The 22,526-nt window shown below is 70.9% G+C and carries 20 protein-coding genes and 1 riboswitch; of the genes, 11 read left to right on the forward strand and 9 right to left on the reverse strand.

The features are described 5' to 3' along the window. Window positions 1-67: 67 nt before the first annotated feature. The 3 genes from rsgA to HEP85_RS26340 form a co-directional block, all read right to left on the reverse strand. Window positions 68-1,078 (reverse strand): ribosome small subunit-dependent GTPase A, encoded by a 1,011-nt coding sequence (rsgA, locus tag HEP85_RS26330; RefSeq protein ID WP_168530142.1) that lies wholly within the window; start codon window positions 1,076-1,078, stop codon window positions 68-70. Between the two features lie 16 nt (window positions 1,079-1,094). Next, a complete protein-coding gene (gene aroA, locus HEP85_RS26335; RefSeq protein WP_168530143.1) occupies window positions 1,095-2,453 on the reverse strand; it encodes a 3-phosphoshikimate 1-carboxyvinyltransferase in 1,359 nt (452 codons plus the stop codon). A 395-nt stretch (window positions 2,454-2,848) separates the two neighbouring features. Continuing rightward, window positions 2,849-3,571, reverse strand: coding sequence for a M50 family metallopeptidase (locus HEP85_RS26340; RefSeq protein WP_168530144.1), 723 nt, complete (start codon window positions 3,569-3,571; stop codon window positions 2,849-2,851). Between the two features lie 50 nt (window positions 3,572-3,621). Here HEP85_RS26340 and HEP85_RS26345 point away from each other — a divergent pair, with 50 nt between their 5' ends. The 10 genes from HEP85_RS26345 (at window position 3,622) to HEP85_RS26390 (ending at window position 14,007) form a co-directional block, all read left to right on the forward strand. After that, the gene (locus HEP85_RS26345) at window positions 3,622-4,437 is read left to right on the forward strand and encodes an SOS response-associated peptidase (RefSeq protein ID WP_168530145.1); all 816 of its coding nucleotides are present in this window, start codon (window positions 3,622-3,624) and stop codon (window positions 4,435-4,437) included. A gap of 52 nt (window positions 4,438-4,489) precedes the next feature. Next, window positions 4,490-5,128 (forward strand): alpha/beta family hydrolase, encoded by a 639-nt coding sequence (locus HEP85_RS26350; RefSeq protein WP_329295045.1) that lies wholly within the window; start codon window positions 4,490-4,492, stop codon window positions 5,126-5,128. Between the two features lie 307 nt (window positions 5,129-5,435). Then, window positions 5,436-6,119, forward strand: coding sequence for an RNA polymerase sigma factor SigR (gene sigR, locus HEP85_RS26355; RefSeq protein WP_153288710.1), 684 nt, complete (start codon window positions 5,436-5,438; stop codon window positions 6,117-6,119). Beyond that, window positions 6,116-6,418, forward strand: coding sequence for a mycothiol system anti-sigma-R factor (gene rsrA / locus HEP85_RS26360; RefSeq protein WP_148010381.1), 303 nt, complete (start codon window positions 6,116-6,118; stop codon window positions 6,416-6,418). The genes sigR and rsrA overlap by 4 nt, the downstream gene beginning before the upstream one ends. 223 nt (window positions 6,419-6,641) lie before the next feature. Next, window positions 6,642-8,012: an HD-GYP domain-containing protein gene (locus tag HEP85_RS26365; RefSeq protein WP_369657846.1), complete on the forward strand. Its 1,371-nt coding sequence runs from the start codon at window positions 6,642-6,644 to the stop codon at window positions 8,010-8,012. Next, the gene (locus HEP85_RS26370) at window positions 8,009-9,340 is read left to right on the forward strand and encodes an HD domain-containing protein (RefSeq protein WP_329290297.1); all 1,332 of its coding nucleotides are present in this window, start codon (window positions 8,009-8,011) and stop codon (window positions 9,338-9,340) included. Before HEP85_RS26365 ends, HEP85_RS26370 begins: the two co-directional genes overlap by 4 nt. A 153-nt stretch (window positions 9,341-9,493) precedes the next feature. After that, on the forward strand, window positions 9,494-10,474 hold the full coding sequence (locus HEP85_RS26375; protein ID WP_329290299.1) for a hypothetical protein: 981 nt from the start codon (window positions 9,494-9,496) through the stop codon (window positions 10,472-10,474). Window positions 10,475-10,575: 101 nt separating this feature from the next. Beyond that, on the forward strand, window positions 10,576-11,226 hold the full coding sequence (def, locus tag HEP85_RS26380) for a peptide deformylase (protein ID WP_168530146.1): 651 nt from the start codon (window positions 10,576-10,578) through the stop codon (window positions 11,224-11,226). A 328-nt stretch (window positions 11,227-11,554) separates the two neighbouring features. Further along, the gene (gene cyc1, locus HEP85_RS26385; protein WP_211118250.1) at window positions 11,555-12,640 is read left to right on the forward strand and encodes an epi-isozizaene synthase; all 1,086 of its coding nucleotides are present in this window, start codon (window positions 11,555-11,557) and stop codon (window positions 12,638-12,640) included. After that, window positions 12,637-14,007, forward strand: coding sequence for a cytochrome P450 (locus HEP85_RS26390; protein ID WP_168530147.1), 1,371 nt, complete (start codon window positions 12,637-12,639; stop codon window positions 14,005-14,007). Before cyc1 ends, HEP85_RS26390 begins: the two co-directional genes overlap by 4 nt. A gap of 36 nt (window positions 14,008-14,043) precedes the next feature. Here HEP85_RS26390 and HEP85_RS26395 read toward each other — a convergent pair whose 3' ends face one another. Continuing rightward, a complete protein-coding gene (locus HEP85_RS26395; RefSeq protein WP_168530148.1) occupies window positions 14,044-15,006 on the reverse strand; it encodes a GlxA family transcriptional regulator in 963 nt (320 codons plus the stop codon). A gap of 94 nt (window positions 15,007-15,100) precedes the next feature. Between HEP85_RS26395 and HEP85_RS26400 the strand changes: the two genes are divergently transcribed. Beyond that, window positions 15,101-15,241 (forward strand): hypothetical protein, encoded by a 141-nt coding sequence (locus tag HEP85_RS26400; RefSeq protein WP_168530149.1) that lies wholly within the window; start codon window positions 15,101-15,103, stop codon window positions 15,239-15,241. On the opposite strand, the gene HEP85_RS26405 is transcribed toward HEP85_RS26400, so the two are convergent. The 5 genes from HEP85_RS26405 to HEP85_RS26425 all read right to left on the reverse strand — a co-directional run bounded on the left by HEP85_RS26405 (window position 15,216) and on the right by HEP85_RS26425 (window position 22,502). Beyond that, on the reverse strand, window positions 15,216-15,683 hold the full coding sequence (locus HEP85_RS26405) for a hypothetical protein (RefSeq protein ID WP_211118071.1): 468 nt from the start codon (window positions 15,681-15,683) through the stop codon (window positions 15,216-15,218). The genes HEP85_RS26400 and HEP85_RS26405 overlap by 26 nt on opposite strands. Before the next feature lie 101 nt (window positions 15,684-15,784). After that, window positions 15,785-17,866, reverse strand: coding sequence for a putative Ig domain-containing protein (locus HEP85_RS26410; protein WP_168530150.1), 2,082 nt, complete (start codon window positions 17,864-17,866; stop codon window positions 15,785-15,787). A gap of 371 nt (window positions 17,867-18,237) precedes the next feature. Next, the gene (locus HEP85_RS26415; RefSeq protein ID WP_168530151.1) at window positions 18,238-19,251 is read right to left on the reverse strand and encodes a ribonucleotide-diphosphate reductase subunit beta; all 1,014 of its coding nucleotides are present in this window, start codon (window positions 19,249-19,251) and stop codon (window positions 18,238-18,240) included. Continuing rightward, entirely contained in the window at window positions 19,251-21,617 is a 2,367-nt protein-coding gene (locus HEP85_RS26420) for a ribonucleoside-diphosphate reductase subunit alpha (RefSeq protein ID WP_168534039.1), read from the reverse strand. The genes HEP85_RS26415 and HEP85_RS26420 overlap by 1 nt, the downstream gene beginning before the upstream one ends. 178 nt (window positions 21,618-21,795) lie before the next feature. Further along, a riboswitch (cobalamin riboswitch) is annotated at window positions 21,796-21,951 on the reverse strand. 32 nt (window positions 21,952-21,983) lie between these two features. Next, the gene (locus HEP85_RS26425; protein WP_168530152.1) at window positions 21,984-22,502 is read right to left on the reverse strand and encodes a GNAT family N-acetyltransferase; all 519 of its coding nucleotides are present in this window, start codon (window positions 22,500-22,502) and stop codon (window positions 21,984-21,986) included. Between the last annotated feature and the right edge of the window lie 24 nt (window positions 22,503-22,526).

Genomic DNA, 22,526 nt, shown 5'->3' on the forward strand with positions numbered 1-22,526 from the left:
CAACGCGGAGGTCACGAAGGGAACCTCGATCGTCCCGTACGGGGGGACACTCATGGGCGTACCGGGATCAGTCGCCTTCCGTGCGTTCGCGCGTCGCCAGCAGCCGGCGCAGCGAGTAGAGCCGGGCCGGGTCCGCGTGACCGTCGGCCACCCACTGGTCAAGGGCGCAGTCCGGTTCGTCGTGACTGCACGCGCGCGGACAGCCCTCGGTGCCGGGTTCGAGGTCGGGGAAGGCGTGGATGACCCGGGACGGGTCCACGTGGTGCAGGCCGAAGGAGCGGACGCCGGGGGTGTCGATGACCCAGCCCTCGCTGCCCGGCAGCGGAATCGCGCGCGCCGAGGTCGTGGTGTGGCGTCCACGCCCCGTCACCGCGTTGACATGGCCGGTGCTGCGCCGCCGTTCCAGCGAGACCAGCGCGTTGACGAGGGTCGTCTTGCCGACGCCGGAGTGCCCGACGAACGCCGTGATCTTGCCGTCGAGTTGCTTGCGCACCCGCTCCACCGCCGTGCCGCTCTCCAACTCCTCGCGGCTGGTCACGACGTAGGGCACGCCCAACGACCCATACATCTCGAGGAGTTCGTCGGGCGGAGCGAGGTCGGACTTGGTCAGCACCAGCAGCGGCTCCAGGCCGGCGTCGTACGCCGCGACCAGGCAGCGGTCGATCAGCCGCGGGCGCGGCTCGGGGTCGGCGAGGGCCGTGACGATGGCGAGTTGGTCGGCGTTGGCGACCACCACGCGCTCGTACGGATCGTCGTCGTCGGCGGTCCGGCGCAGCACCGAGGTCCGCGGCTCGATCCGGACGATGCGGGCGAGGGTGTCCTTCGCGCCGGACAGGTCCCCGACGAGGGCGACGCGGTCGCCGACGATCGCGGCCTTGCGGCCCAGTTCGCGGGCCTTCATCGCCATGACCGTACGGTCCTCGACGAGGCAGGTCAGGCGCCCCCGGTCGACGGTGAGGACCATGCCCTCCGCCGCGTCCTCGTGCTTGGGGCGGATGTGTGTACGCGGCCGGTTGCCCTTGCGGTTCGGCCGCTGGCGGATGTCGTCCTCGTCGGTGTTCTTGCCGTAACGGCGCATGATCCAGATCCGCCCGTCAGTTCCCGAGCGTTCCGGGGTTCCCGAGCATTGCGGCCCACAGGTCGGGGAAGTCCGGCAGCGTCTTCGCCGTGGTCGCCACGTTCTCGATCTGCACGCCCTCCACGGCCAGCCCGATGATCGCGCCGGCGGTGGCCATCCGGTGGTCGTCGTACGTGTGGAAGACGCCGCCGTGCAGCCTGCGCGGGCGGATGTGCAGCCCGTCGGCGGTCTCGGTGACGTCACCGCCGAGTTCGTTGATCTCCTTGGTGAGCGCGGCCAGCCGGTCCGTCTCGTGCAGCCGCAGGTGGGACACGCCGCGCAGGGTGGAGGGGGAGTCCGCGAGTGCGGCGACGGCCGCGATGCCCGGGGTCAGCTCGCCGACCTCGCCCAGGTCCACATCGATCCCGTGGATCGCACCCGAACCAGTGAACTCCAGTCCCCTGTCGGTCAGTTCGCAGGAGCCACCCATTTCGGTGAAGATCTCCCGCAGCCGGTCACCGGGCTGGGTGGTGCGCGCAGGCCAGTCGGGTACGACGACGGTGCCGCCCGTCACCAGGGCCGCCGCGAGGAACGGCTGCGCGTTCGACAGATCCGGCTCGATGATCAGGTCCCGGCCGAGCAGCGCGCCCGGGGTGACGCGCCAGACGTTGGGCTCGCCGCCCGACTCCGGGGTGTCCACCTGGGCGCCGACCGCGCGCAGCATGTCGACCGTCATCCGGATGTGCGGCATGGAGGGGAGCGTCGAGCCGATGTGACGGACCTCGACACCTTGGTTGAAACGGGGTCCTGAGAGCAGCAGGGCCGAGACGAACTGCGACGAGGAGGACGCGTCGATCTCCACCGGGCCGCCGTCCAGGGCGCCCCCGCCGTGCACCGTCAGCGGCAGCGCGCCGCGGCCCTCGTCGTCGATGCGGGCGCCGAGCAGGCGCAGCGCGTCGATCACACCGTTCAGCGGACGCTCGTAGGACCGCGCGTCGCCGTCGAAGCGGATGGGGCCGTCGGCGAGCGCGGCCACCGGCGGCAGGAAGCGCATCACGGTGCCGGCGTTGCCGACGTCCACCGTGGCCGGGCCGCGCAGGCCCGAAGGGATGATCCGCCAGGCCTCGCCGGAGGCGTCCGGGCCCGCCGCGACCGTGGAACTGGACGCCACCGTCTCCTCGACACCGACGCCCATCGCGCGCAGCGCGCCCGCCATCAGCAGTGTGTCGCGGGAGCGCAGCGGGCGGCGCAGCCAGCCCGGCTCCGAGGCGAGTGCGGCGAGGACGAGAGCGCGGTTGGTGACCGACTTCGACCCGGGCACGTGGACCGTCGCGTCGACGGCTCCGCTCGCGTGCGGGGCGGGCCAGAGGGCGGTGTGGGCGGGGTTCGCGGTCATGGGCCCCACTTTAGTGGCTGGGGGTGGGCGGAGATCTTGATCAAAAGTGGCGGAACCTGAACGAAAACGCTCCGCTGGGTGAGGGAGGGGGTGAGGGGAGGTCAGGGGAGTGGTGGCGTGGGTGAGGGGGAAGGGGTGGGCGCGGGAAAGCTGTCGGGTGCGGGTGGGTGGGGGCTGGGCGCGCAGTTCCCCGCGCCCCTTCCGGGGCGGGTGTGCGTGGGGTTGGGCGCGTTGTTCCCCGCGTCTCGTTCGGGGCGTGTGTGCGTGGGTGAGCGCGTTGTTCCCCGCGCCCCTTCCGGGGCGCGTGGGGTCGGGCGTGTGGTTTCCGGTGTGCCCGTTGCCTGGGGGCGGGCGAGTAGTTCTCCGCGTTCCCGTCGGGGACTGTCCGCGTTGGGTCAGAGTGGTAGGAGCCAGTGGGCGCCGGCCAGCAGGGAGCACAGGGACACCGCGTGGAAGAGGAAGAGCCAGACGCCGGCCGGTACGTGGGTGAGGCGGGCGAGCTGGTCGGCGTCCGAGTCGCGGGCGCCGCCGCGACGGCGCTTGGCCTGGAGCTCGAAGCCCGGCCTGACACCGCCGAGCAGCAGGAACCACACCACGGCGTACGCGAACGCCGCCTGCACCTGGGGTCCGGCGAGCCAGGACACCAGCAGGAACAGGCCGCCGGTGAGGACCACGGTGAGCACGCCGTACGCGTTGCGGATCATCACCAGCATCGCCACCAGCAGAGCCGTGGCCAGCCACAGCAGCAGCGTGATGCGGCCCGCGCCGAGCAGCGCGGCGCCGCCGAGGCCGAGCAGCGGAGGGGCGGTGTAGCCCGCGGCGGCGGTGAGGATCATGCCGAGGCCGGTGGGCCTGCCGCGGCTGACGGTGAGACCGCTGGTGTCGGAGTGCAGCCTGATCCCGCTGAGGCTGCGCCCGGTGAGCAGGGCGACCAGCCCGTGACCGCCCTCGTGCGCGATGGTGATGGTGTTGCGGGAGACGCGCCAGACGCCCTGCGGGACGATCACGGCGAGGGCCGCGACCAGGGTGGCTATCACCACCCACAGATCGGGGTCCGGCTGGGTGCCGGCGACCTGGTCCCAGAGCGAGGCCAGCGAGGTGGATGCGGTGCTGTCCATTGTCTGCGGGAGCTCCCTCAGGTGTCGCGGAATCTGGCAGTGTTGCACGTATGTGCGGACGGTATGCAGCCAGTCGTGGGCCCGAGGATCTCGCAGGAGTCTTTGAGATCGAGAAGTGGGACTCGGAGGAGGCCCTGGCGCCCGACTACAACGTGGCCCCGACGAAGGAGGTCTACGCCGTCCTGGACCGCCCTCTCAAGGACGCGGAGAGCCCGAGGCCGGTTCGCCAGCTGCGCCGGCTGAAATGGGGACTCGTCCCGTCCTGGGCCAAGACACCCGAGGGCGGCGCCCGGATGATCAACGCGCGGGCGGAGACCGTCCACGAGAAGCCCTCGTACCGCCGCGCCTTCGCCACCCGGCGCTGCATCGTGCCCGCCGACGGCTACTACGAGTGGGTCACCGGAGCCGCCGAACGCGATCTGGAGGTCGAGGGCAGGAAGAAGCGGCCGCGCAAACAGCCGTACTTCGTACTCCCCGCCGACGGCTCGGTCTTCGCGATGGCCGGCCTGTACGAGTTCTGGCGGGACCGGACGCTCCCCGACGAGCACCCGCTGGCCTGGTGGGCGACCTGCTCCGTCATCACCACCGAGGCCGAGACGGCGCCGCTCGCGGCGGCCCCGGCCGAGGGCCCGCGGACCCTGGCCGACATCCACCCCCGGATGCCCCTGATGCTCACCCCGGACCGCTGGGACGTCTGGCTCGACCCGGCCCGCACCGATGTCGACGAACTGCGCACGCTGCTCACCCCGCCGCCCATCGGGCTGATGCGTGCCTACCCCGTCTCCACCGCCGTCAGCAGCGTCCGCAACAACGGTCCGGAGCTGCTGAAGGAGCTGGAGGGGCCCGAAGAGGGCACACTCTTCTGACGTGACGGACTCCACGGACTCCACGAACTCCACAGACTCTGACGACTCCGGCCTGACGGGCGATGTGACACAGATCATCGAGACGGATGCCGGTACCGCCCGCCTCACCTGGCACCGCGCGGAGCGGGCCCGGCTCGTGCTCGCCGTGAGCCACGGAGCGGGCGGCGGCATCGAGGCCCGGGACCTGCGGGCGCTGGCGCGGGTGCTGCCCGCCCACGGGGTGAGCGTCGCCCTCGTGGAGCAGCCCTGGCGGGTGGCCGGGAAGAAACTGGCGCCCGCGCCGAAGACGCTGGACGCGGGATGGCGGGGCCTGTGGCCCGCGGTCGCGAAGTCCGGGCTTCCCGTGATCGCGGGCGGCCGCAGCGCCGGGGCCCGCGTCGCCTGCCGCACGGCGACGGAGCTCGGCGCCGCCGCCGTCCTCGCGCTCAGCTTCCCGTTGCACCCGCCGGGCCGGCCCGAGAAGTCCCGCGCCGGGGAACTCCTCGGCTCCGGGGTGCCCACCCTCGTCGTGCAGGGCGGCAACGACCCCTTCGGGAGACCGGAGGAGTTCCCGGAGGGCTCGTACGAGCTGGTCGAGGTGCCGTACGGCGATCATGGCTTCGCGGTCCCCCGGCGGGCGCCGCTCGACCAGGACGAGGCCGTGAGGATCGTCACCGACGGTGTCGTGCGATGGAGCGCGTCGCTGCCGTAGCAGGGGCCCGTCACCGCCGTGGGGGTGGGGCGCGTCACTCACGTGTCACGCACGGAATCGCTGGGAATGCCGCGCGGCGGTCGGCTGTTGTCGCGAGCAGGAAGCACACCGTGCTGAACCGTTCGAACGAGAGGAAGTCCGCCGCATGGGTTCGACCATCTGCCCGAGTCGCAGCAGCGCTGAGCTGGACTGGACGGTGCTGCACGCGTCGAAGGCCGCTCCCGTTCGGGCGGCGGCGGGTGTGGATGTTCGTCTATCCTCCGATTCGAGTGGGACCGGTTTCGGTTCCACCACATCGCTGGAGGAGGTGGGTCCGGTCACTGGGACCGACGCAGGGACCGAACACGGCCAGGCGGAGCAGCCCGAGGGCCAGGGCACGGGTGCGGAATCGACCGCCGAGCGCACCGCGCGCTTCGAGCGGGACGCACTCGAATTCCTCGACCAGATGTACTCGGCCGCCCTGCGCATGACGCGGAACCCGGCCGACGCCGAGGACCTGGTGCAGGAGACGTACGCGAAGGCGTACGCGTCCTTCCACCAGTTCCGTGAAGGCACCAACCTGAAGGCTTGGCTCTACCGCATCCTCACCAACACCTTCATCAACTCGTACCGCAAGAAGCAGCGCGAACCCCAGCGCAGCGCGGCCGAGGAGATCGAGGACTGGCAGCTCGCGCGTGCCGAGTCGCACATGTCGACCGGTCTGCGCTCGGCCGAGTCGCAGGCGCTGGACCACCTGCCCGACTCGGACGTCAAGGAAGCGCTGCAGGCGATTCCCGAGGAATTCCGCATCGCCGTGTATCTCGCGGACGTCGAGGGCTTTGCGTACAAGGAGATCGCGGACATCATGGGGACACCCATCGGCACGGTGATGTCCCGGCTGCACCGGGGCCGTCGTCAACTGCGCGGCATGCTCGAGGACTACGCCCGTGACCGTGGCCTGGTCCCGGCCGGCGCCGGAGAGTCGAACGAAGCGAAAGGCTCGGGCTCATGAGCTGCGGAGAGCCGCACGAGACAGATTGCAGTGAGGTACTCGATCATCTTTACGAGTTCCTCGACCATGAGATGCCGGACGCGGACTGCACCAAGTTCGAGGTGCACTTCGAGGAGTGCTCTCCGTGTCTCGAGAAGTACGGCCTGGAGCAGGCCGTGAAGAAGCTGGTCAAGCGGTGCTGCGGGCAGGACGACGTACCGACCGACCTGCGGGCGAAGGTCATGGGCCGTATCGACCTGATCCGCTCGGGACAGACGGTGCCGGAGCACGACGTCAGCGCGACACCGCAGGAGTCCTGAACCTCCGGGCGTCCTGAACCTCCAGGGTCCTGACCCCGCCGGGTGTCCTCGCCCCGGGAAACAGGGGACACCTTGGAAGCAGGGGACACCTTGGGGGGATCGTCCGGTTATCACCCGAACGTGCGAATCCGCGGGCTTCGAGCCCGCGGATTCGGCCGTTGCCGCCCCCGCCCCCGCGCCGCGCCCCTAGGCTCCGGAACCTGAGCGGGGGAGGGACGACGAGATGCGGACGATTCCGGCAGGGGCCCGGGTGTACGTGGCCTGTGTCGTCCTCGCCGCCCTCGTCTGCCTCGCTCCCCTGCCGGGCGTTCGCACCCCCTGGTGGGCCGTCGCGCTGCTCGCCGCGCTCTACGCGGGATGCGAGCGGATCACCCTGCCGCACGGCCCCGGAAGCGCCGCCACCCGTGCCGCCGGGCGCCACGCGCCGCAAGGCCTGGGCACCTTCCTCCCCGTGCTGCTCGCCGCCGCCTTTCTGCTGCCGCCGCCCGCCGCCGCGCTCGTCGCACTGCCGGGGGCGCTGCTCTCCCGGGTGGAGCAGCGCCCGCGCGGACTCCGCCGGACCTGGCGCGCCGCCCAGCTCGCCGTCGCCGTCTGGGCGGCCTCCCGGGTGCACTGGGCGCTGGACGGCCGGGACGCGGTCGTCGCGCCCCGCTTCCCGTACGCGCTCGTCCCCGCCGGGGCCGCGGTGCTCACCTTCTGTCTGGTACTGACCGTCCTCGACGGCGGGATCCTGGCCCTGGCCGAACGGGTACCGGTGCGCGGCGCCTGGCGCGGCCTCTTCTCCCGCTCCCTCGCCTCCGTCGCCGCGCACGGACTCGCCGGGCTGATGATGGCGGTCCTGTGGCGCAGCCCGTACGGGCCGGTCGCCGCGCTGCTCGTGCTGCTGCCGATGTACGTCTCGTGCTGGGTGTTCGCCCAGTACCACCGGGAGCGGGCCGCCCACCAGGCCACCATCCGGGCTCTCGTGCAGGCCGTCGACATCAAGGACGGGTACACCCGCGGACACAGCGAGCGGGTCGGACAGGCCTCCATGATGATCGCGCGCGAACTCGGCATGGACGACGAGCGGGTCGAGGTGCTGCGATTCGCGGGGATCCTGCACGACGTCGGCAAACTCGGCGTACCCACCCGGCTGCTGCGCAAGGACGGTCCGCTCACGCCGGACGAACGGCGGATCATCGAACTGCATCCCGAGTACGGCCACGAGATGGTGCGCGGGATCGGCTTCCTCGGGGAGGCCCGTTCGGCGATCCTGCACCACCACGAGCGGCTCGACGGGAGCGGCTACCCGTACGGGCTGGTCGGAGGGCAGATCCCGGAGTTCGCCCGGGTGGTGGCCGTGGCCGACGCCTTCGACGCGATGACGTCGACCCGGTCCTACCGCAGGGCCCGCCCGGTGCCCGCCGCGCTGGCGGAACTGGAGCGCTGCGCCGGGGCGCAGTTCGACCCCGGGATGGTGCGCGCCCTGGTGCGGGCCCTGGACCGGCACGGCTGGCACCCCGCGGTGACCGCGGGCGACGACCGGACTGCGTCGTCCGTCCCCCGTCCGACGGACACCCGTCCCGCCGACAGCGCGGGCCGGAGAAGCCCATGAACCCGGCGGAGCGGAGCGCCTCCGGTTCGCGCCGGCACGAGGAGCACGCGGGGTCCGCCCGGTTCCCGGCCGGCCACACCCGCACCGGCCCGCGCTCCGACACCTTCGGCACCCTCGCGCGCACCGGTGCCGCCCTGCTCGGCGTCGTCGCCCTCGCCGTCACGCTCTGGAGCGGTATCGACGAACGCGGGACGGCCCTCGCCTTCGGCGTCCTCGTCGCCGTGGGGGAACTCACCCGCTGGAGCGGCACCGAGGACCGGGAGTCCGCTCCCCTCGGAGCCGCGGGCGCGCTGGCCTACGCGCTGCTGGGCGAGCAGGCGGGGCACCCCAGCCGGCACGGCGCGCTCCAGGTCGTGGCCGTCGTGAGCGCCGCCGCGCTGCTGGGCTGCGTCCCGCACGTCGCCCGCGGCGGCGGCCCGACCCTCGACCACCTCACCCGGCGCGTCCTGACCGTCGGCTTCGCGGCGATCTGCTTCCAACCCCTCTACAACCGGGGGAGGTTGATGGGCTGGGCCGGCCCCTCGTACGCCCTGCTGCTGGTCGCGCTGCTGGTGCTGACCGCGCTGTGCGACGCGGTGCTCGCGGCCGCGATGGCGCGCTCCCGGACCCGCTGGCCCTTCGGTCCGCTGCTGCGGGACGAGTTGCGGGCCACCCTCGGCATCGGGTCCGCGGTCTGCGCGACCGGGGCCGTGATGTCGCTCGCGGTGGCGGTGGTGGGGCTGTGGGCGCTGCCCGTGTTCTCGCTTCCGCTACTCCTGACCCAGCTGTCCTTCCGGCGGTACGCGGCCGTGCGGGTCACCTACCGGCAGACCATCGCCTCTCTCGCGCGGGCGACCGAGATCGCCGGCTACACCCCGGCGGGGCACGCCCGCAGAGTGGCCGCGCTCAGCCGTGCCGTCGGGCGTGAGCTGGGACTCTCCGAGCCCGATCTGACCGTTCTGGAGTACGCGGCCCTGATGCACGACATCGGACAGCTCAGCCTCGTCGACCCGGTCCCGGCCGGCGCGACCTCCGCGCTCTCCGCCGAGGAACAGCGCCGTATCGCCCTCCTCGGCGGCGCGGTCGTACGCCAGACCGGGGTGGACGCCGAGGTCGCGGTGGTGGTGGAGCGGCAGGCCGACCCCTACCGGGAGCAGCCGGTGAGCGCGCGGATCGTCCGCACGGTGAACGCTTACGAGGAGCTGGCCAGGGAAGCAGGGCCGGGAGGGCCCCTGACCGCCCTGGAGAAGCTGCGGCTGGCCACGGCCCGCGACCATCAGCCCGAAGTCGTGGAGTCGCTGGCCAGGGTCCTGTTGCGGGGCAGCCTTACCCTGCCCCAGGCTGGGTAACCCATGGGTAATGAGCGGGCGTCCGACGGTACGTGGTTGGATGCGAGGAAGAGGGTGTTCGGGGGCACGGGCCAGCCCGTGGCCGCACTGTCTTCAAGGGACTCTTCGAGCGACCGGCAGGCGGGAATCGCAAGGAACTGGCAGGCGGGAATCGTGAGGATCTTCGGCAAGGGACGACACCGGCCCTCCGCCTCATGGCGGCAGGCCACCGACCGTGCGTTCACGCTGATCGGTGACGGCCGGTACGAGGACGCGGGAGCGCTGCTGACACGCGCCGCGGACCTGGAGCCGTGGCTGTCCGAGTCCTGGTTCAACCTGGCTCTGCTGCACAAGTTCCGGCACGACTGGGAGCAGGCCAGGGCGGCCGGTCTGCGGGCCGTCGCGCTCCTGGACCGGGAGGCGGGCGCCCCCGACTGGTGGAACGTCGGCATCGCCGCCACCGCCCTGCAGGACTGGCCGCTGGCCCGCCGCGCCTGGCAGGCGTACGGGCTGCGGGTGCCCGGCGGAGCCGCCGTCTCCGGCGAGCCGGCCGGCATGGACCTCGGCAGCGCGGCGGTACGGCTGTCGCCGGAGGGCGAGGCCGAGGTCGTGTGGGGCCGCAGGCTCGATCCGGCCCGGATCGAGGTCCTGTCCATTCCGCTTCCGTCCTCCGGGCGGCGCTGGGGCGAGGTCGTCCTGCACGACGGAGTGCCGCACGGCGAGCGGACCACCGTCGTCGGGCACGCCTACCCCGTCTTCGACGAGATCGAGCTGTGGGCTCCGTCCCCGGTGCCCACCTGGGTCGTCCTGCTGGAGGCGGCCACCGAGGAGGACCGGGACGCCCTGGAGCAGCTCGCGGCCGACGCCGGCTTCGCCGCCGAGGACTGGTCGTCCTCCGTACGGCTGCTGTGCCGGATGTGCTCCGAGTCCCGGATGCCGTCCGACGAGGGCGACGGCGAGCATCTCGACCCGCACGACCACAGTGAGCCCGGTCACCCGGGCCCGCTCGGCCACCGCACCGACGGGCAGCTGTGGGTGCCCGAGCGGGAGTGCGGGCTCGCGGCACCGGCCTCGCTGGTGCGCGGACTGCTCGACGGCTGGGTCGCCGACAGCCCCGACTCCCGGGACTGGCGGGACCTCGAAGAGGTCTGCTAGCCGGGTTCCGCCGGGCGCGGACGCCTGCCGAGGGGTGCGCGCGGCCCCGTAGGCTGTACGCCGCAGCACTCTCATGGATTCCAGGAAGGCGTACGTCGGTCATGGCGCAGCAGGACACCGAACAGCAGCACGCGGGCGTGCTCCCCGTGGACGACGAGGGTTTCGTCATCGACACCGAGGACTGCGAGGAGCGTGAGGCGGCCTACCGCGAGCCCGGCACCTCGCGGCCGATCACGGTCGTCGGCAACCCGGTGCTCCACAAGGAGTGCGAGGACGTCACGGAGTTCGACGACGAGCTCGGCCGGCTGGTCGCCGACATGTTCGCCAGCCAGCGCACCGCCGAGGGCGTGGGCCTGGCCGCCAACCAGATCGGCGTCGACCTGAAGGTCTTCGTGTACGACTGCCAGGACGACGAGGGCACGCGGCACGTCGGGGTCGTCTGCAACCCCGTCCTCGTCGACCTGCCCGCCGACCGGCGTCAGTTGGACGAGAGCAACGAGGGCTGCCTGTCCGTGCCGACCGCCTACGCGCCGCTGGCCCGCCCGGACTACGCCGAGGTCACCGGGCAGGACGAGAAGGGCAACCCGGTCAAGGTGCGGGGCACCGGCTACTTCGCGCGCTGCCTCCAGCACGAGACCGACCACCTCTACGGCTACCTCTACATCGACCGGCTCTCCAAGCGTGAACGCAAGGACGCGCTGCGGCAGATGTCCGAGAACGAGCCGCGTTACCCGATCGTCGCGAACGACTGAGCCGCGGCCGTGAACGGCTGAGACAGAAAACGACAGACGGGGCCCGCGATCTTCCGTGGGTTCCACGCGAACGGCGCCTGGTCGGGGAGCTCCCTGACCAGGCGCCGTTCGTATGTGCGTCGCACGTTCGATCCCCTGCGCTCCTCTAATGATCCATATCCAGTCACACAAGGGGGGATTCTCGGCACTCTCCGGTAGTGAGTGGAGCAAATCCATTCCCAGAACAGTCAGTTGTGGTGCTGAATGGGAAGTGCGGGGATACGCAACGGCGCACGCCCGGCACGACGAGAGGGGCGTAGCGCAACTGGCGGCTGAGAGGGGTTTGTTCGTGCATGCTTTCTCACACGGCACTTCATCGACACCGACCGCGGTCGCGGTTCCACCGGCGCTCTCACTCCCGGTGATCGAGGCCGAGTTTCCCCGTCACCTGCATCCGTATTGGCCCAGGCTCCAGGAGAACACACGTTCGTGGCTCCGGGAAAAACGGCTCATGCCTGCCGACAAGGTCCAGGAATATGCCGACGGCCTTTGCTATACGGACTTGATGGCGGGCTACTACATTGGCGCGCCCGACGAGGTCATGCAGGCGATAGCGGACTACAGCGCGTGGTTCTTCGTCTGGGACGACCGGCACGACCGGGACGTCGTCCACGGCAGGCCGGCGGCCTGGCGGAGGCTCAGGTTCCAGCTCCATGAGGCGCTCGACTCCCCCCGGGAACACCTGTATCACCCGGATCCCCTGGTCGCGGGGTTCGCGGACAGCGTGGTGCGGCTGTACTCGTTCCTGGGCGAGAAGTGGAACGCGCGCTTCGCACGGCACTTCCACGCGGTGATCGAGGCATACGACCGGGAATTCAGGAACCGTACCTCCGGAACCGTTCCCACGGTCGAGGAATATCTCCAGCTCCGGCGGCTCACCTTCGCCCACTGGATCTGGACCGATCTCCTGGAGACGAGCGCGGGCTATGAACTGCCCGCCGCCGTGCGGAACAGTTCCGTATATCGGCGGGCGGCCCTGCTGAGTCAGGAATTCGCCGCCTGGTACAACGATCTCTGTTCGCTCCCGAAGGAAATAGCGGGCGACGAGGTGCACAATCTCGGAATCAGTCTCATTCATCACGAGGGGCTGACTCTCGAGGGCGCCGTCACGGACATGCGGCAGCGAGTCGAGGAATGCGTCACCGAATTCCTCGAGGCGGAAGAGGAACTCGACGAGTTCGCCGACTCGCTCGCGGACGGCTCCGTGCGCGGAAAGGAACTGAGCGACGCGGTGAAGTCCTGCCTCGGCAATATGCGGAACTGGTTCAGCTCCGTGTACTGGTTCCACCACGAGTCCGGCCGGTACACCGTCGACAGCTGGGACGACCGCTCCACACCCCCGTACGTCAACAACGAAGCGGCAGGTGAGTCATGACCGTCGAGTCCGTAAGGCCCGCGCACCCCGAGGCGCCGGAGCTGCCCGCCCCGCCCCTCGCCGGAGGCGGTGTCCCCGTCCTCGGCCACGGCTGGCAACTGGTCCGCGACCCGCTGGGCCTCTTCTCCCGGCTGCGTGAGCACGGCGAGGTCGTCCGGCTCAGGCTGGGCCCCAAGACGGTGTACGCGCTCACCTCGCCCGCCCTCACCGGAGCGATGGCGCTGAGCCCCGACTTCAAGATCGACGGACCGCTCTGGGAGTCCCTGGAAGGCCTGCTCGGCAAGGAGGGCGTCGCGACCGCCAACGGGCCCCGGCACCGCCGTCAGCGGCGCACCATACAGCCCGCGTTCCGGCTCGACATCATCCCCGAGTACGGGCCGGTCATGGAGGAGGAGGCACGGGCCCTCGCGGAGCGCATGGGGTCGGGGCAGGCCGTCGACTGCACCTCGGAGTCGTTCCGCGTCGCCGTGCGCATCGCGGCCCGCTGCCTGCTGCGGGGGGAGTACATGGACGAGCGCGCCGAGCGGCTCAGCGTCGCGCTCGCCACCGTCTTCCGCGGTATGTACCGGCGCATGGTGATCCCGGCGGGCCCGCTCTATCGGCTACCGCTTCCGGCCAACCGCAAATTCGACCGCGCATTGGCCGATTTGCATGTCCTGGTCGACGAGATCATCGCCGAACGCCGCGCATCTGGTCAAAAGCCGGACGATTTGCTGACGGCCTTGCTGGAAGCGAAGAACGAGAACGGTGAGCCGATAGGGGAACAGGAGATCCACGACCAAGTCGTGGCGATACTCACCCCCGGCAGCGAAACCGTCGCGTCCACGATCATGTGGCTGCTGCAAGTCCTCGTGGAACACCCGGAACACGCCGCCCGGGTGGCCGAGGAGGTCGAATCCGTCGCCGGGGACCGGCCCGTCGCATTCGACGACGTCCGGAAGCTGTCGCACACGAACAATGTCGTCGTAGAAGCGATGCGGCTGCGCCCCGCGGTATGGATTCTGACGCGGCGCGCGGTGACCGAAACGGAGCTCGGCGGCTATCGGATTCCGGCCGGTGCCGACATCGTCTACAGCCCGTACGCGATCCAGCGTGATCCGCGGTCGTACGACGGGCATCTGGATTTCGACCCCGACCGCTGGCTTCCGGAACGCGCGAAGGACGTGCCGAAGTACGCCATGAGCCCCTTCAGCGTGGGCAACCGGAAGTGCCCCAGCGACCACTTCTCGATGGCGCAGCTCAGCCTGATCACGGCGACGGTGGCGTCCCGTTGGCGCCTGGAGAAGGTGTCGGAGTCGGACGACGCGACCCGCGTCGGCATCACGCTGCGGCCGCACCGGCTGCTGCTGAGGGCCGTGCCGCGCTGACCGTGCGTGACGGCCCGCGTCCGTACCGGTGCGTGGTCAGGCGGCCCGCGGGCCCCTGAACGTGCGCCGGTACGCCTGCGGGGTCGTCCCCAGGCTCCGTACGAACTGGTGGCGCAGCGCGGCCGCGGTGCCGAACCCGGTGCGGCCCGCGATCGCGTCCATCGTCTCGTCCGTCGCTTCCAGCAACTCCTGGGCCAGCAGCACCCGCTGGCGCAGGATCCAGCGGTACGGCGTGGTGCCGGTCTCCTGCTGGAAGCGGCGCGCGAAGGTGCGCGGGGACATATGGGCGCGGGCCGCGAGCTGTTCGACGGTCACGTCCTCGTCGAGGTGGCGCTCCATCCACACCAGCACCTCGCCGACCGTGTCACAGGTGGAGCGGGGCAGCGGGCGTTCGATGTACTGGGCCTGGCCGCCGTCCCGGTGCGGGGGCACCACCATGCGCCGGGCGATGGCGTTGGCGACCTCCGGGCCCTGTTCCTTGCGCACGATGTGGAGGCAGGCGTCGATGCCCGCGGCGGTCCCGGCCGAGGTGATCACCGGGTCCGCGTCCACGTACAGCACGTCCGGCTCGACGGTCGTGCGGGGGTACTGCCGGGCGAGTTCGTCCGCGTGGTGCCAGTGCACGGCGCAGCGCCGCCCGTCCAGCAGTCCGGCCGCGCCGAGTACGAAGACGCCGGAGCAGACGCTGAGCACCCGGGCGCCGCGGTCGACCGCGCGGCGCAGCGCGGCGAGCAGTTCGGGCGGGTAGGAGCGGGAGGCGTAGGCGTTCCCGGCCGGCAGGGCGATCAGGTCGGCCGTCTCCAGCCGCTCCAGACCGTGCTCCGTGTGGAGCGAGAACCCCGCGTGCGTGTTCAGCGTCGGGCCCTCGGCGGAGGCGACCGCGAAGTCGTACACGGGCAGCCCGTCGTCGCTGCGGTCGATCCCGAACACCTCGCAGACCACGCCGAGTTCGAAGGGATGCACTCCGTCGAGCAGCACGGCGGCCACGTTCTTCAGCATGCCGTCCAGTGTGCCTCGGAGTTGGCAGGAATTCGAGGGTGCACGGCAGTGCTGCCACTGACGGTAAGGAGTGATCGGCGCGACAGTACTGTCCATGAACACATTCATGGACAACCTCGTCGGAATGCTTCTCGTCCTCGCCGTCCTCGGTGTGGTGGCGCTGCCGTCACTCATCGGGCTCGTGCACGAGCGACGCGTGGACCGTCAGATCAGGGCTTCGTCACTCGCACGGTGACCGTCCACTCCTGGAGGCCCTTGCACGACATCCGGTGCGGCTCGGTGGCGCACAGCGGGCGGGACGAGGTGAGGCGTACGGTCCCCGCCGAGACCGCCCGGAAGGCGGCCGAGGCGTCGCCCGCCTGGAGGACGATCCCGCTGTTGGTGGCCTCCAGACCGTTGCCGTCGGCCTTGACGGGCGTCCAGGGCCGGGCGGCGGTGCCGTCCAGGGAGAGGCGGAGTTCCCCGCCCGTGGCGAGGCAGTACGTACGGCCGGCGTCCGCGGCGTCGAGCTCCGCGGGCGGCGTGCCACAGTCCTGGGGGTGCTTCGTGGGGGACGGCGACACGGTGGCGCCGCCTCCCGCGTCGCCGCCGCCCTGTGTGCCGCAGCCCGCGAGCAGCAGCGTCAGGGCGGCGAGGGCGGCGAGGGCGTGGACCGGATGGGGGTTCATAGGGCGCATGGGGGTGACCTCCTTGCCGCTTGGACGTGTCACCCGCGTATCAGGATCCCCACCGGACGGGCGGGACCCCGGCCGCGACGGCGGCCGGGGTCCCGCGCTGCTCAGCTGGTCGTGACGGCGGTGTCGTCGAGGACGAAGCTGGTCTGGAGCGAGGAGTCCTCCACGCCGCTGAACTTCAGGGTGACGGTGGAGCCGGCGAACGAGGACAGGTCGAAGGTCTTCTGGGCGTACCCGGTGGCCTTGTTGAGGTTGGAGTAGGTGGCCAGGGTGGTCGATCCGGCGGTGACCGTCAGCTTGTCGTAGGCGCTGGTGGTGGTGGTCTCCGCGGTGTCGATGTGCAGGTAGAAGGTGAAGCTGGCCTTGCAGCCGGCGGGGATCGTCACCGACTGGGAGACGGTGTCGGTGTGGGTGGAGCCGTAGCCGTCGAGCCAGGCCTTGTAGGAGCCGCCGTGCGCCGCCTCACCGGTGTCGGTCGTGATGACGCCGCTCGACGCGGTCCACGAGGTGCTGCCGGACTCGAAGCCCGGGTTGCCGAGCAGCTGCGCCGAGGTGCAGGTGCCGCCGCCGGAGGTGCTCACGGTCCAGGTGAACGAGGCCGAACCTGAGGCGCCCGTGCCGTCCTTCGCCGTGACGGTGACCGCGTAGGTGCCCGCGGTGCTCGCCGTGCCGGAGATCAGTCCGGTCGAGGCGTTGATGGACAGTCCCGTCGGCAGCCCGGTCGCGCTGTACGTGAGGGCCGCGCCCGCGCTGTCACTGGCCGCGATCTGCAGACTCACCGAACTGCCCGTCGCGGTGGACCGGTTGCCCGGGTTGGTGACGGTCACGGTGTTGCCCGTACCGGTGCCCGAGGTGAAGGCCGCCGTGCCGTTGGGGGTGCCCCAGCCGGTCGGTCCGTCGTAGCCGGTGCCCGCGGTGCAGAAGTAGGACGGGGAGCACGAGCCGTTGTTGCCGCTGGTCACGTCGTACAGGTTCGAGGTGTGGGAGTAGGGGTACTTCGCCGGGTAGTCGCCGCTGCCCGGGGTGCCGGCCAGCGCGTACACGCCCGCGATGATCGGCGCCGAGGCGCTCGTACCGCCGTAGACCGCCCAGCCGGAGCCGCCGTAGGTGTCGTAGACGGCCACGCCGGTGGCGGGGTCGGCGACCGCGGAGACGTCGGACTCCATGCGCTTGGCGCAGCCGGTGTCGGTCTGCCAGGACGGCTTGGGGTCGTAGGCGGAGCAGCCGGAGCCGGTGCCCTCGGTGCTGCTGGTCTTCCACACGGACTCGGTCCAGCCGCGGGTACCGGAGGACGTGGACAGCGCGGTGCCGCCGACGGCGGTCACGTACTGGGAGGTGGCCGGGTACTCGGCGCCGTAGGCCTCGTCACCGGAGGAGACGGTGATGGCGACGCCCGGGTGCTTGAAGTACGAGGTGTCCTCGCCGGTCTGGGAGGACGACTCGGCGCCGCCCCAGCTGTTGGAGACGAACTTCGCGCCCAGCGTGACGGCCTCGTTCTCGGCGGTGCCGAGGTTGGCGTCGGTGGGTGAAGTGGCTTCCACGAGAACGATGTTGCAGTTCGGGCAGACCGCGCTGACCATGTCGATGTCGAGCGCTTCCTCGCCCGCCCAGCCGCTGTCGTTCGTCGGCAGCGAGGTGGTCGAGCCGGTCTGGCTGACCTGCTTGAAGCAGCCGTTGGCCTTGGTGCAGGCCGACAGGCCGAACTGCGAGCGGTAGGTGGCGAGGTCCGACTCGGCGTTGGGGTCGTTGTAGGCGTCGACCACGGCGACCGTCAGGCCCGAACCGCCGGTCGAGGGCAGGTTGTAGGCGCTGTGCAGGTTGGCCGGGCTGAGGCCGGACACCGCGGCGGCGGCATCCGAGGAGACCGCCGCGGCGAGCTTCTGCTTGATGTCGGTGCGGCGCTGGGCGAAGCAGGCCGCGTGACCGGGCGTCGGGGCGCCGCACAGACGGGTGGTCGGCACCTTCTGGCCGGCCCTGCCCGTCGCGTGGACGGCCTGGGCGGCCGGGGCGGTCAGGGCCTTCGCGTTCTGGGTCACGCGAGAGGTGTGTCCGGTGGCGGGCGCGGTCTGGGCGCCGGCGGCCGGGGCCGCCATGAGACCGGCGACGGTGAGGGCGAGGGCGGGGGCGGCGGCGGTCAGGAGTCTTCGCAACCGCCGGGCGGGCCTGCTGGAGCGTGTCTCACTCATGGGAGTGCTGCCTCCATCGGTTTGAGGCCGGTGCCGCGCGGGCCCGGGTGGGGCCGTACGCGGTTCCACAGCCGGAAGTGGGGTTCTCGGCGCTGCACTGAGGTGCGGGCCCGTGACGCGCGTAGCGTGGTGAACGCGGAGCTTTGTCGTGGGCATGACACATTGACGTCCTGGGATGCCACGATGCGTGGCACGGCGGGACGGCCAGAACGTAACCGGGACGGACGGCACACGAACAGTCACGCCCGAAGAACTTTGCCGCTCCATAGGCGGGGATTGGAACGGGGATTGGCGTGGCTGGGGGTGGACGTGACGAAGCCGGGCCGCGTGCGCGACCCGGCCTCGTCACCCGCAGACCCGTTCCGGGACGGTCAGAACTCCTCGTCGAAGCCGACCGAGCCCTCCACGGCGACCTGGTACGCCGAGGGACGGCGCTCGAAGAAGTTGGTCAGTTCCTGGACGCCCTGAAGCTCCATGAACGAGAAGGGGTTCTCGGAGCCGTAGACCGGGGCGAAGCCGAGACGCTGGAGACGCTGGTCGGCGACGCACTCCAGGTACTGGCGCATCGACTCGGTGTTCATGCCCGGCAGGCCTTCACCGCACAGGTCGCGCCCGAACTGCAGCTCGGCCTCCACGGCTTCCCGCAGCATGTCGGTGACCTGCTGCTGAAGCTGGTCGTCGAAGAGCTCGGGCTCCTCCTTGCGGACGGTGTCGACCACCTCGAAGGCGAAGGACATGTGCATCGTCTCGTCGCGGAACACCCAGTTGGTGCCCGTCGCCAGACCGTGCAGCAGACCCCGGCTGCGGAACCAGTAGACGTAGGCGAAGGCTCCGTAGAAGAAGAGACCCTCGATGCACGCGGCGAAGCAGATGAGGTTCAGCAGGAAGCGGCGCCGGTCGGCCTTGGTCTCCAGGCGGTCCAGCTTCTCCACCGAGTCCATCCACTTGAAGCAGAACTCGGCCTTCTCCCGGATGGAGGGGATGTTCTCGACGGCCGCGAAGGCCGCCGTCCTGTCCTGCGGGTCGGGCAGATAGGTGTCCAGCAGGGTCAGATAGAACTGGACGTGCACGGCCTCCTCGAACAGCTGGCGCGAGAGATACAGGCGCGCCTCGGGGGAGTTGATGTGCTTGTACAGCGTCAGGACGAGGTTGTTCGCCACGATCGAGTCGCCCGTCGCGAAGAACGCGACCAGCCGGCCGATCATGTGCTGCTCGCCCTGCGACAGCTTCGCCAGGTCGGCGACGTCCGAGTGGAGGTCGACCTCCTCGACGGTCCAGGTGTTCTTGATGGCGTCCCGGTAGCGCTCGTAGAAGTCCGGGTAGCGCATGGGACGCAGGGTGAGTTCGAAGCCCGGGTCGAGCAGGTTCTTCTCGGTGGAGCTCATTACTGACAGGCCTCGCAGGACTCGGGGTTCTCCAGGGAGCAGGCGACGGCGTCGGGGTCGGCGACCTGCTGGAGGGGGATGGTCTTCTCGGGCTGGGCCTGCGCCTGGGCGGCACGGGCGATGCGGGTCGCCGGGCGCGAGCGCAGGTAGTACGTCGTCTTCAGGCCCGACTTCCAGGCGTACGCGTACATCGAGGAGAGCTTGCCGATGGTCGGCGTCTCCAGGAAGAGGTTCAGCGACTGGGCCTGGTCCAGGAACGGGGTACGGGCCGCGGCCATGTCGATGAGGCCGCGCTGCGGGATCTCCCACGCCGTGCGGTACAGGTCGCGGACGTCCTGCGGCACCCAGGTGAAGCCCTGCACCGAGCCGTTCGCCTCGCGCAGCGCCTCCCGGGTCTGCGCGTCCCACACCCCGAGCTTCTTCAGCTCGGCCACAAGGTAGGAGTTGACCTGGAGGAACTCACCGGACAGCGTCTCGCGCTTGAAGAGGTTCGAGACCTGCGGCTCGATGCACTCGTACACGCCCGCGATGGACGCGATCGTCGCGGTGGGCGCGATGGCGAGCAGCAGCGAGTTGCGCATGCCGACCGCGGCGATGCGCTCCCGCAGCGCCGCCCAGCGCTCCGGCCAGTTCAGCTCGACGTCGAAGTGGTCGGGGTGCAGCACACCGCGGGCGGTACGGGTCTTCTCCCAGGCCGGCAGCGGGCCGTTGCGCTCGGCGAGGTCGGCGGAGGCCTCGTAGGCGGCGAGCATGATGCGCTCGGCGATACGGGTGGAGAGCGCGCGGGCGGCGGGCGAGTCGAAGGGCAGACGCAGCTTGAAGAAGACGTCCTGGAGGCCCATCGCGCCGAGGCCGACGGGGCGCCACTTGGCGTTCGACCGGCCCGCCTGCTCGGTCGGGTAGAAGTTGATGTCGACGACGCGGTCGAGGAAGGTGACGGCGGTGCGGACCGTCTCGTCCAGACGCTCCCAGTCGAGATCGCCGGTCGTCGTGTCGACGAACGCGCCGAGGTTGACCGAGCCGAGGTTGCAGACGGCCGTCTCCCCGTCGTCCGTGACCTCCAGGATCTCGGTGCACAGGTTCGAGGAGTGCACGGTGTGGCCCGGCTCCGCCGTCTGGTTGGCCGTGCGGTTGGCGGCGTCCTTGAAGGTCATCCAGCCGTTGCCGGTCTGCGCCAGGGTGCGCATCATGCGGCCGTAGAGGTCGCGGGCCGGGATGGTCTTCTTCGCCAGGCCCTTCGCCTCCGCCGCACGGTACGCCGCGTCGAACTCGGCGCCCCACAGGTCGACCAGTCCGGGCACGTCGGAGGGGGAGAAGAGGGACCACTGCGCGTCGGCGTCGACCCGGCGCATGAACTCGTCCGGGATCCAGTGCGCGAGGTTCAGGTTGTGCGTACGGCGGGCGTCCTCGCCGGTGTTGTCACGCAGCTCCAGGAACTCCTCGATGTCGGAGTGCCAGGTCTCCAGGTAGACCGCGGCGGCGCCCTTGCGCCGGCCGCCCTGGTTCACCGCGGCGACCGAGGCGTCGAGGGTCTTCAGGAACGGGACGATGCCGTTGGAGTGCCCGTTCGTGCCGCGGATCAGTGAACCGCGGGAGCGGATGCGGGAGTAGGACAGCCCGATACCGCCCGCGTGCTTCGACAGGCGCGCGACCTGGTGGTAGCGGTCGTAGATGGAGTCCAGCTCGTCCAGCGGGGAGTCGAGGAGGTAGCAGGACGACATCTGGGGGTGCCGCGTACCGGAGTTGAAGAGCGTGGGGGAGGAGGGGAGGTAGTCCAGCCGGCTCATCAGGCCGTAGAGCGCGGCCACTTCGTCGACGGACCGGGCCGTGTCGTCCTCCGCCAGGCCGGACGCCACCCGGAGCATGAAGTGCTGGGGGGTCTCGACGACCTTGCGGGTGATCGGGTGCCGGAGCAGGTAGCGGCTGTGCAGGGTGCGCAGGCCGAAGTAGCCGAAGCGGTCGTCGCCCGCGGTGTCGATCAGCGCGTCCAGGCGGGCCGCGTGAAGGTCGACGAAGTCCGCCGTGCGGTCGGCGATCAGACCCTCGCGCCGGCCCGTGGTGATGGACTCGGAGAACGTCGTGACGCCCTGCGAGGCGGCCTCCTCGGCGATGCCGACCGTCAGCAGCCTGGCGGCCAGCCGCGAGTACACGGGGTCCTCGGAGATGAGGCCGGCGGCCGCCTCGGTGGCCAGCTCGCGCAGTTCCGCGTCGTCCGCGTGCGTGGACCGGCCGCGCAGCGCGGCGGCGGCGACCCGGCCGGGGTCGGCGCCGGGGAGGTCGGCGGTGAAGTCGGTCAGGGTACGCAGCAGCGTGGTACCGGGACCGTCCGTCTCCACCGGGGCCCGCTGCGCGGACTCCGCTTCCACCGGGGCCTGCTGGGCGGAAACTGAAACCGGGTCGGCTGGCGCGATGGTCACTTGGGGCTCTCCCTCGCTCGGCACGGGGCCTGGCGGAGGGCAGCGGGACACGCGACTCGGTTACGGGTACGCGTGCGTCCACCGGCCCATTCCACGAGGCCCGGACGTCGTCGGCGCCCGGGCCGGCTGGCCGGGGCACGCTGTCGGCAGGTCCTCGGACTGAAGCCCGTGCGCGAATGCGCACAAGTACACCGTTGCGGGACAGTTCCGGATTCGCACCGGATTCCCCTGCGACGACAGCGAGCATGAGCATACATCTAGTGCCGGGCTGAGGAAGCACCCCCACATGTTGTGCCGTGTCGGCTTCGGAGGGCGCTACGGAGTGTGCCTGAGGGTCAACTCGTAGGTGAGGAGGAAGACGTCGTCGAGGTGCGGAACCGGGTTCCAGTCGCGCTCCGGGGCGCGGGTGAAGCCGAGGCGTTCGTAGAGGCGGTGGGCGGTGCGCATGGTGCGCTGGGTGGACAGCACCACGCGCGCACAGCCCCCGGTGGCCCGTGCGCGGTCGACGCAGGCGCCCACGAGGGCCGCGCCCGCACCCCGGCCGCGGGCCTCGCGCGCGACGGCGAGCATCCGGATCTCGGCCTCGCCGGGCCGTGCGATGTCGGCCATGGGGCCGCCCCGGGGGACGAAGGTCACGCCGCCGAGGACCTGTTCCCCCTCGACCGCGACGAGCACCTCGGCCGCGGCGGCCCGCTTCGCGACGTCCCGCAGCTCTCCGAGATACGGGTCGCCCTCCCCGAAGTCGAGCAGCCCGTCCCCGAGATAGGCCCGCACGGTGATCTCGCCGACGCAGGGGTACTCCTCCGGCCGCGCGGGCCTGATGACGATGTCCATGCCGGGAGTGTGCCCCGGACGCAC

It is taken from the genome of Streptomyces sp. RPA4-2, from assembly GCF_012273515.2.
In the GTDB taxonomy this organism is placed as follows: Bacteria; Actinomycetota; Actinomycetes; order Streptomycetales; family Streptomycetaceae; genus Streptomyces; species Streptomyces kaempferi.